Genomic DNA, 9,785 nt, shown 5'->3' on the forward strand with positions numbered 1-9,785 from the left:
ATTTCTTTGCCAAATCTTTTTTGAAGAGATTCGACTAAATTTAATATCGGCTCTTCTTTAGCGTGTTCTTCAAAGTTATAAATAGATAGTTGTTCCGTAAAGTCTGCACGATCTACTACATTGCTAATCGTCACACCTAAAAGACGTATTGGCTGCCCGTCCCAATTTTTCGTAAATAAGCTCCATGCAACTTCAAAAATCTTTTCCTTTTCATAAACCAAGTTGCGAAACGATTGACTTCGAGAAGAATTTCGCCAATCTGAATCCCGTATTTGGATGGAAACCGTTGGACCTGCTAAGCGCTTTGCTTCCAATCTATTCGCCACTTTTGTAGATAAGCGATTAAAGACTTTCTCCAATTCATGAAGATCACTTTCATCACTTGGTAAAGTCGTTGAACTCCCGACACTCTTCGTATCATAAACTGAATCCGGGTCAACTGCACGATCATCAAATCCATTTGCACGTTTTTTTAATCGAGGTCCATTTTTCCCAAGTGTTTCTTTTAAAACGCCTTCTTCTGCTTTCGCAATATCGCCAATCGTTTGTAATCCGATACTGTACAATTTTTTTGCCGTACTTTCACCCACTCCATGCATGTCCAGAACGGGCAGCGGCCAAAGTATTTTATCAATGTCACGTTTACGTAAAACGGTTATGCCCATTGGTTTCTTTAAGTTGGAAGCCGTTTTCGCTAAGAATTTATTTGGAGCAATTCCGATTGAACAAGGTAAATCAAGTTCCGTTAACAATCTCGTTTGTATATCATCTGCGATTTGTAGAGCGGTCATAGGTCCATCAATTTCTGTCACATCCATGTATCCTTCATCAATTGACACTGGTTCAACTTGTTTCGTATATGATCTCAATACTTCAAACATAGCTCGTGATGCAATTCGGTAGCGTTCAAAATTAGGGGGTAATAAAATTAGCTCAGGACATTTACGCTTTGCTTCCCAGACGCTCATTGTTGTGTAGACGCCTTTTGCACGAGCCTCGTAGGAACAGGTTACTAGAATTCCACGACGTTCTTTTGGGTTTCCTGCAATGGCTATCGCTTTCCCTTTTAAGCTTGGATCATATGATTGCTCAACAGACGCATAAAAACTATTCATATCAATATGAAATATTATTCGAGAAGTTCCTCGTTTTATGCTCGTCATGTCCTCATCGCCCTCTTCTTATACTTACTTTAATCATAACAAAAAAAGAGATGGCAGGGGCATCCTGACATCTCTTTTCCTTCAACTTATTTTCAACTTATTTAGAAGACTCTTTTACAATCTCCACAAGTAAATCAGATAATTTCTCAAGTTCTGCAACAGGCATACGTTCATTTTTCGTGTGAATCTCTTCATACCCAACTGATAAGTTAACTGTTGGGATTCCGAAACCAGCGATAATGTTTGCATCACTACCTCCACCACTAGTACCTAGATTTGGAGTGAGACCAAGGTTTTTAACTGCTTGCACAGCTACTTGTGTTACATGCTCTTCCTCACCAAAGCGGAATCCTGGGTACATTAACTGAATGTCGATTTCCGCTTGTCCACCCATGGCAGCTGCTGTTTCTTCAAAAACAGATTTCATGTGTGCTGTTTGTTTATCCAATTTCTCAGGCACAATTGAACGAGCTTCAGCTAAAATATTCACTTCATCGCACACAATATTTGTGGCACTTCCACCTTCAAAACGTCCGATATTCGCAGTCGTTTCTTCGTCGATTCGCCCTAAAGTCATTTTAGCAATCGATTTAGAAGCGATGTTAATGGCAGAAATTCCTTTTTCAGGTGCTACACCTGCATGAGCTGTTTTGCCAAGAATCTTCACACGAATTTTAGCTTGGTATGGAGCAGCAGTTACAATACCGCCGACTTTTCCGTCAGAATCGACTGCAAAACCATATTTGGCTGTTATATGAGAAGGATTCAAGTGTTTTGCTCCTGCTAGTCCACTTTCTTCGCCTGCTGTAATAATAAATTGAATATCTCCGTGTTCAATTGATTCTTCTTTTAATCGCTTTACCATGTCGAAAAGAGCAGCAATTCCTGCTTTATCATCAGCACCTAAAATAGTGGTACCGTCAGAATAAATATAGCCGTCTTCACGAAGTTCAGGTTTAATTCCTTTTCCTGGCACTACTGTGTCCATATGTGTAGTGAAATAAATAGTTTCTACGTCAGATTTGCTACCTTTTAAAGTAGCGATTAAATTGCCTGCCCCATGTCCACTCTTTGCAGCGGAGTCATCTTCAAACACTTCAAATCCTAAGTCTTCTAATTTCCCTTTTAAAATAGGTGCAATTACTTGCTCATGTTTGGTTTCTGAATCAATTTGAATAAGTTCTAAAAATTCATCAACTAATCGTTGATTGGTCAAGTGAAAAACTCCTTTATAATGGGATATTACCATGCTTTTTGGCTGGTCGTGTTTCTTTTTTATTGCGCATCATATCAAGTGCTTGAATGAGCTTAATACGCGTTTCGCGTGGATCGATGACATCGTCAACCATTCCACGTGCAGCAGCTACATATGGATTTGCAAATTTTTCGCGATATTCCTCGATTTTTGTCGCGCGCGTTAGTTCAGGATTGTCGCTTTGCGCGATTTCCCGGGAAAAGATTACGTTCGCTGCCCCTTGTGGACCCATCACGGCAATCTCTGCATTTGGCCAAGAAAACACCAAATCTGCTCCAATTGATTTCGAGTTAAGTGCTACATAAGCACCGCCATATGCTTTACGTAATATAACAGTCATTTTAGGAACCGTTGCTTCTGAATACGCATATAAAATTTTAGCACCATGGCGAATGATTCCACCGTGTTCTTGTTTTATTCCTGGGAAGAAGCCAGTAACATCTTCAAATGTGATAATTGGAATATTAAATGAGTCACAGAAGCGAATAAAACGAGCTGCTTTATCTGAAGAATCGATATCAAGGCCACCAGCCATTACTTTAGGTTGGTTGCAAACTAAACCTACAACTTCGCCTTTTATCCGAGCAAGTCCTACGACAATATTACGAGCGAATTCTTTTTGTACTTCCATGAACGAATCTTGATCCACTACTTGTTCAATCACTCTTCGAATATCATAAGGTCGAATCGCTTCAAAAGGAACGACTTCAGTTAATTCTGGACGATAGTCGTCAAGATGGTCCACTTCCAAACGTGGTGGCTTTTCGTCATTATTTTGTGGCAAGTAAGCTAATAGGTCTCTCACCTGCTTAAGAATTTCTTGTTCGGTTTCTGCACGGAAGTGAGCATTTCCACTAATAGCATTATGTACTTTTGAACCGCCCAAGTCTTCAGAAGAAATTTTTTCGCCCGTAACGGTTTCAATTACCTTTGGACCTGTAATGAACATTTGACTCGTTTTATCGACCATGAATACAAAATCTGTAATGGCTGGAGAATAAACAGCACCACCAGCACATGGACCTAAAATGACCGAAATTTGTGGAATCACACCAGAATAGATAGCATTTCGATAGAAAATATGTCCATATCCATCAAGTGAAACGACACCTTCTTGAATGCGAGCACCACCAGAGTCATTTAAACCGATAAATGGAGCTCCGTTTTTAGCTGCTAAATCCATTACATTAGCAATTTTCATGGCATGCATTTCACCAAGCGCTCCACCAAATACAGTAAAGTCTTGTGAGAATAAGTAAATAGCACGTCCATTTACTTTTCCGTAACCTGTTACGACTCCATCTCCTGGACCTTTTTGAGTGTCCATCCCAAAATCAACAGTTCGATGTTCAATAAATGGATTCAATTCAACAAACGTCCCTTTATCGACTAATAAGTCAATTCGTTCACGTGCTGTTAATTTCCCTTTAGCGTGTTGTTTTTCAATTCTGTCGTCTCCGCCGCCTAGCTCAATCTCACGCTTGCGATCATATAAATCATTAATTTTCTCATAAATGTCCATGTATTTTACCCCTTTAAACCGCTTTTATCACATAATTCATACAACACGCCGAATGAAGATTTCGGATGTAAAAATGCCACTTGGGCACCACCCGCTCCAATCTTCGGTTGTTCATTTAAAATTCGAACGCCTTTTTCGCGAAGTTCATTCATGCGTTCTTCAATGCCTTCTACACCGAAAGCAATATGATGGATGCCTTCCCCTTTTTTCTCGATAAATGAATGAATGGCACTTTGATCAGACATTGGCTCTAATAACTCCAGTTTAACATTACCTGCATCAATGAATGCTACACGTACTGATTCTGAAGCCACTTCTTCAATTTTTAAAACTTTTAATCCAAGTGTCTCTGTATAATAAGGGATTGTTTCATCTAGATTTTTAACGGCGATGCCGATATGATCAACCTTTTTCACAATAACCACACCCTTCTATTATCTCCATTCTCTATTGTACCGATATCTTTTTGAAAACTCTACCTCTTGAGAATTTTTTCAATTTCTACTACACTAAAGATAGTTTGTTAAAGGAGTTGTATCACATGCGTAATGCTAATTTTCGTAAGTTCATTGTCTATTTAATGATTATCATGATGGTTTTATCAAGTGCCTTGTTCGGATTAAGTTTATTTTTCTAAAAAAACAGCTTTGAAGGAATGGTTAATCCTTCGCAGCTGTCTTTTTTTTCACTTTGAATCCCACAAAGTCTCGTTTAATTTGTAAATAATGTTCCATTTCTTCAATAAACTGATAGAGAGCAGCCATAGCCAAAAAGTTTTCATGATCTTTTGGTAGTGGCATCTTAGAGAATTCTTCTTTTACTTCATCTAGTTTTGAGATAAAGGTATTCGCCGTATTCCCAGAATGAACATGGTTGGACAAATCCTCTATAAACTCCCCTACGAGATGTGAATGAGAAATAGTGACTGGTAACGCTGTAATCTTTGGTAAAACTCTTTCAATAATTTCGAACTGTTGTTCGCGCATATCGAAATATAAGTAATAAAGATTTTGTCTTCGATTTAAATGGTTTTCTACGTCTTGATAAGCTAAAGCTTTCCCTTTTTCAATCACTTCAGCAGCCTCAACGAGCTCTTTTCCGTCCCAATCCGAATCTCCATTTCGTAAATACATCGCAATTTCATGAAATATTTTCGAATACAAAGATTCCAGATCTAAACGGTATTTCTTTAAATCCTTTTCAATGGATGGCATGTATGTGTTAACTAACAACGCGATACCAAATCCGACCGCCATTAATTGGGCTTCATTCCACAGTAGTGACCACGATAATTCTTTGGCATCAAATAAATGAAGGAGTATGACTACACTTGAAACAAAGCCATCTTGAAATCTTAAAGAAACGAGCGTTGGAATAAATAAAATTAATATAAGACCAAAGACTAGTGGATGATACGCTATTCCTTCAAAAAAGATGAAAGCGAATCCTACCCCAATGATGCTCGCAATGATTCGAGCATAGACGGCACGTACTGATTTTCGTTTAGTGGGTTGAATACACAACACGGTCAATATGAAGGCGGAACTATAGTAATCCAACTCCAAAAACATGGCGATGAGCATGGCTAAACTCGCACCAACAGCCGTTTTCAACGTGCGATAACCGATACGAAAACGTCGGAAATCCATTTCTACACCCTCTTTCTTTAGAAAAGTGTAAAGTGCAACTTACAATAGGAGCACTAAAAAAACGCAAATATCTTAGAAACAGGTGTCTTTCTCCAGTGGAATAGTGTCCTTCGCCAAGCGAATGGACAACAACACTCAGTGAGTGGACAACACCCCCGTCTGAATGGACCACATCGCACAGTGAATGGACGACTAATCAAGCTGAATGGACAACCACCCGTTTTATATCTGAACAAAAAAGAGCACTGAATAGTGCCCTTCACTTACTTATAGCTCGTCACAATGCTCTTCGAAAAGAGCTTGAATGTGAGTAATAACTGACATAGGATCATGACCTTCTATTTCGTGACGACCAATTTCAGCAACTGCTTGTCCATCTTTTAATAATACGAATGATGGTGATGAAGGTAAATGCTCATCGCCAAAAAGCATACGTGCTTGAGCAGTTGCGTCTTTATCTTGTCCTGCAAATACGGTAACTAAATGATCCGGACGTTTATCGTAATGTACTGCATTTGCAGCTGCTGGTCGAGCAATCCCGCCTGCACAACCACAAACTGAGTTAATCATAACTAGTGAAGTACCTTGACGAGCAAATGCTTGTTCCACTTCTTCTGCTGAAGTTAATTGCTCATACCCACTTGCTTCCATTTCACCTCGTGCTTGACGTACTATATCATTCATTAATAAGTTAAAATCCATGTTCATTTGTAAAACTCCTCTCGAACTTCAATACTAATAATAGCAGTTCATTTATAGACACGCAAAATCTATGTTTTAGGTGTATGTGAAAATAAATTTTCGACTGCTTGTGAAACCGTCATGTCGCCTCGCAATATTTCATGCTCTAGATTGTGTACTTTTGATTTTGTATCAGGTAATTCATAGAAATCATCCATAAGACGATCTGTAATCATCGTATGGAACCAATCTTTCGTTTGTGATTGTCGTCGATTTTCAAAAACACCTGAAGTTTTGAGCGTTTTTTCGAACAAACAAATGATATCCCATACTTCTCGAATTCCTATGTTTTCAATAGAAGAAACGGGCATTGCTTTTGTGGTCCATCCTGGCGATGCCGGTTGTAGAAAATGTAGAATTTGTTCATATTCAGCTGCAGTTTTTTTCGACATTTTCGCGTTATCGCCATCTGCTTTGTGCACAACAAGCAAATCAGCTAACTCCATAATCCCTTTTTTCATCCCTTGGAGCTCGTCACCAGCACCCGTCAAAACTAACAACATAAAGAAGTCAACCATACCTCGGACAATTGTTTCGCTCTGACCAACACCTACTGTTTCAATTAAGATAACATCATATCCTGCAGCTTCACACAGTAACATGGTTTCGCGTGATTTTTTATGAACGCCACCTAATGTGCCAGCAGTTGGGGAAGGTCGAATAAAAGCGTTTTCGTGTCGAACGAGTTCTTCCATTCTCGTTTTATCCCCCAAAATACTACCACCGGATAAGCTAGAGCTAGGATCGATTGCAAGAACGGCAACTTTATATCCCATTTCGCATAAATGTTTACCAAATGCCTCGATAAATGTACTTTTCCCTGCACCTGGAACTCCAGTAATACCAATACGAATACACTTTCCCGTATATGGAAGAAGGTCTTGTAATAACCGTTGTCCTGTTCGTTTATCATCAGATACAGTACTTTCTAGTAAAGTGATGGCTTTAGCCAAATGGAGCCTTGAACCATGACGAATTTCACGAGAAAAATCATCGACAGAAATCTCTTTTTTGTGAGACCTACGAAATTGCTTCCGAGTCGTTTGCTCCATTCCGTCATGAGTCGATTTAAGTCCACCCATCACATTCATAGCGCTTTTCTGTTGGTTCTCTTGACCTTCCATTATTCCTTCACTTCCTCATACCCAAGTCGTCGGTAGATTTCTTCTATAACTTTAGCAGCCGCCACCGGAATGACAGTTCCTGGTCCGAAAATCGCGGAAGCTCCATTTTCACGCAAAAATGCGTAATCTTGAGCGGGAATTACCCCACCTACTACGATTAAGATATCTTCACGACCTATTTTTTTCAGTTCACTTAGAAGTGCAGGAACTAATGTCATATGACCTGCAGCTAGGGAACTAACCCCTATCACATGTACATCGTTTTCAGCAGCCTGCCTAGCTGTTTCTTCAGGTGTTTGGAACAATGGGCCAATATCCACATCAAAACCTAAATCTGCAAACGCAGTAGCAATGACCTTAGCTCCACGATCGTGTCCATCTTGACCCATTTTGGCAATCAAAATTCGGGGACGTCGCCCTTCGTTTTCTTTAAAATCTTCCGTCATGTCTTTAACAACTTTTATTTCCTCATCATTCGAGAAGTTTGAACTATAGACACCACTCACGGAACGAATCACCGCCTTATGTCGACCAGATACACTTTCAATGGCATCTGAAATTTCACCCAGTGTAGCACGAACTCTCGCAGCTTGAACAGCACATGCAAGTAAGTTTTCTTCTCCAGATTCTGCAGCTTTTGTAAGTGCAGTTAGTGCAAGCTTGACATCATTGTCGTTACGCGTTTGTTTCATTTTTTCGATACGATCAATTTGTGTTTGACGCACAACCGTATTATCTATATTTAAAATATCAATTGGATCTTCTTCTGATAGTCTGAATTTATTTACACCGATGATGATTTCTTTCCCAGAATCTATTTGCGCTTGTTTCTTAGCCGCTGCTTCTTCAATTTTCATTTTCGGCAAACCTGTCTCAATCGCTTTTGCCATGCCACCAAGTTCTTCGATTTCTTCAATCAAAGCCCATGCTTTTTGCATTAATTCATCGGTTAGTTTTTCAACAGCATACGAACCACCCCATGGGTCAATGACTTTTGTCATCATGGTCTCTTCTTGCAAGAAAAGTTGTGTATTACGCGCGATTCGAGCAGAGAAATCTGTAGGTAAAGCAATCGCTTCATCTAATGCATTCGTGTGCAATGATTGAGTATGTCCCATTGATGAAGCATTTGCTTCAATTAGTGTTCTTGTTACATTATTAAACGGATCTTGTTCAGTTAAACTCCATCCTGACGTTTGAGAATGCGTACGAAGTGCTAATGATTTTGGATTTTTCGGCTCGAACGTTTGCATCATTTGCGCCCAGATTCGACGTGCAGCTCTCATTTTCGCTACTTCCATAAAGTAGTTCATGCCAATCGCCCAGAAGAACGATAAACGTGGAGCAAATGAATCAATATCAATCCCAGCTTGTAAACCTGTTCGGACGTATTCAAGACCATCAGCAAGTGTATATGCTAATTCAATATCTGCAGTGGCACCCGCTTCTTGCATATGGTAGCCAGAAATTGAAATTGAATTGAATTTAGGCATAAACTTCGATGTGTATTCAAATATATCAGCAATGATTTTCATCGACATTTTTGGTGGATAAATATACGTATTACGTACCATATACTCTTTTAAAATATCGTTTTGAATCGTTCCAGCCAGTTGTTCTGGAGAAACGCCTTGTTCTTCAGCTGTCACAATATAAAACGCTAAGATAGGCAATACAGCACCATTCATGGTCATTGACACAGACATTTGATCAAGAGGGATGCCATTGAACAAGATTTTCATATCTTCGATTGAATCAATTGCCACTCCAGCTTTCCCTACATCTCCAGTTACTCGAGGGTGATCAGAATCGTATCCTCGATGTGTAGCTAAATCAAATGCAACAGATAAACCTTTTTGACCCATTGCCAAGTTTCGTCGGTAAAATGCATTGCTTTCCTCAGCTGTTGAAAAACCGGCATATTGGCGAACTGTCCAAGGGCGCGATACATACATCGTAGGATACGGTCCACGAGTATGCGGAGCAATTCCTGGGAAATCTGACAAATGCTCAAGTGTAGCAACATCTTCTTTTGCATATCTAGAATTTAGACGTATGCCTTCATTTGTTAAAAAGGAATGATCAGTTGTTGACGAAGTCTTTACTTGTGAAACAATCTTCTCTAATTCAACCGCTTTAAAGTTAGGCTTCATATCCAGACACCCCTTTCTTTTTGACATGTATCAATTGTTGTATTTTTTTAATTAAATCTTGTCCTGCAAAAATCGTACCGTTTAAACCTAGTTCTAACCATTGCTTTTCTTCAGCAAATTTTCCTGCAACATCGATAATCATGTGGTTTTTAGTGTGTTGTAAGAAGTTAGGCAAAAT

9 protein-coding genes and 1 pseudogene are annotated in these 9,785 nt (G+C 39.3%); 1 reads left to right on the forward strand and 9 read right to left on the reverse strand.

Translation table 11 applies throughout. The features are described 5' to 3' along the window. The 4 genes from WBG45_RS09495 to mce form a co-directional block, all read right to left on the reverse strand. Positions 1-1,163, reverse strand: a 1,163-nt coding sequence (locus tag WBG45_RS09495) for a DNA polymerase IV (RefSeq protein WP_424414022.1), incomplete at its 3' end; no start/stop codon positions are given. A 97-nt stretch (positions 1,164-1,260) separates the two neighbouring features. Further along, on the reverse strand, positions 1,261-2,379 hold the full coding sequence (locus WBG45_RS09500; RefSeq protein WP_424414024.1) for a M20/M25/M40 family metallo-hydrolase: 1,119 nt from the start codon (positions 2,377-2,379) through the stop codon (positions 1,261-1,263). 13 nt (positions 2,380-2,392) lie between these two features. Beyond that, positions 2,393-3,940, reverse strand: a complete 1,548-nt coding sequence (locus WBG45_RS09505; RefSeq protein WP_424414026.1) for an acyl-CoA carboxylase subunit beta — start codon at positions 3,938-3,940, stop codon at positions 2,393-2,395. 5 nt (positions 3,941-3,945) lie between these two features. Then, complete coding sequence (gene mce / locus WBG45_RS09510) at positions 3,946-4,356, reverse strand: methylmalonyl-CoA epimerase (protein WP_424414027.1); 411 nt, start codon at positions 4,354-4,356, stop codon at positions 3,946-3,948. 125 nt (positions 4,357-4,481) lie between these two features. On the opposite strand from mce, the gene prli42 reads away from it, so the two are divergent. After that, complete coding sequence (prli42, locus tag WBG45_RS09515) at positions 4,482-4,577, forward strand: stressosome-associated protein Prli42 (protein ID WP_155979643.1); 96 nt, start codon at positions 4,482-4,484, stop codon at positions 4,575-4,577. A gap of 22 nt (positions 4,578-4,599) precedes the next feature. On the opposite strand, the gene WBG45_RS09520 is transcribed toward prli42, so the two are convergent. From WBG45_RS09520 to WBG45_RS09540, 5 genes and pseudogenes are all read right to left on the reverse strand, one after another. Next, positions 4,600-5,589 carry an aromatic acid exporter family protein gene (locus WBG45_RS09520; RefSeq protein WP_424414028.1) on the reverse strand — a complete coding sequence of 330 codons (990 nt, stop codon included), beginning with the start codon at positions 5,587-5,589 and terminating at the stop codon, positions 4,600-4,602. A 267-nt stretch (positions 5,590-5,856) separates the two neighbouring features. Then, a complete protein-coding gene (locus tag WBG45_RS09525; protein ID WP_424414030.1) occupies positions 5,857-6,297 on the reverse strand; it encodes a BrxA/BrxB family bacilliredoxin in 441 nt (146 codons plus the stop codon). 62 nt (positions 6,298-6,359) lie between these two features. Beyond that, a complete protein-coding gene (gene meaB / locus WBG45_RS09530; protein WP_424414032.1) occupies positions 6,360-7,454 on the reverse strand; it encodes a methylmalonyl Co-A mutase-associated GTPase MeaB in 1,095 nt (364 codons plus the stop codon). Then, positions 7,454-9,607 (reverse strand): methylmalonyl-CoA mutase, encoded by a 2,154-nt coding sequence (gene scpA, locus WBG45_RS09535; RefSeq protein WP_424414034.1) that lies wholly within the window; start codon positions 9,605-9,607, stop codon positions 7,454-7,456. The genes meaB and scpA overlap by 1 nt, the downstream gene beginning before the upstream one ends. Next, a pseudogene (locus WBG45_RS09540) lies at positions 9,597-9,785 on the reverse strand (hypothetical protein); the annotation flags it as partial. The gene scpA and the pseudogene WBG45_RS09540, both read right to left, overlap by 11 nt.

The organism is Paenisporosarcina sp., assembly GCF_049671445.1.
In the GTDB taxonomy this organism is placed as follows: domain Bacteria; phylum Bacillota; class Bacilli; order Bacillales_A; family Planococcaceae; genus Paenisporosarcina.